The sequence below is a fragment of the Pyxidicoccus trucidator genome (genome assembly GCF_010894435.1).
Classification (GTDB): Bacteria; Myxococcota; Myxococcia; order Myxococcales; family Myxococcaceae; genus Myxococcus; species Myxococcus trucidator.
Genome location: NZ_JAAIXZ010000124.1, coordinates 1 through 385, shown reverse-complemented (window position 1 = coordinate 385; position 385 = coordinate 1). Strand labels below are relative to the sequence as shown.

The window sequence follows — 385 nt, the reverse complement described above, 5'->3', positions numbered from 1 at the left end:
GTGGTGCGTGAGGTGGTAGTTGCAGTTGAGCGGCGCCACGAAGAAGTTCTCCAGCAGTGTGCCCTTCACGTCGCGCGTCTCGCGCGTCTCGTCGCCCTTGATTTCGGCGTCCAGCGGGTGCTCGCCCAGCGCACGCATCCGGAAGAAGGCCATCATCACCGTCGTCGTCGGGAGCACCCACAACAGCAGCCAGTGCAGCCACGCGCCCGTCATCACCAGCGTGGTGAGCAGCGCGGCGACGTAGATGACGTAGCGCACGTGCTCGGCGGCGGAGACCTTGGGCTTCGCGCCGCCCAGGAGCCGGCCCCAGTACGTCCACGGCAACACCACCTTGAGGTGGTTGGGCGCGTACAGGCCCAGCGCGTCGCCCATGAACACCGCCGCG

The 385-nt window shown here is 67.8% G+C and carries 1 protein-coding gene; it reads right to left on the bottom strand.

Annotated elements, in window-relative coordinates:
- Positions 1-385, bottom strand: a 385-nt coding sequence (locus G4D85_RS48710; protein ID WP_205526047.1) for a fatty acid desaturase, incomplete at both ends; no start/stop codon positions are given.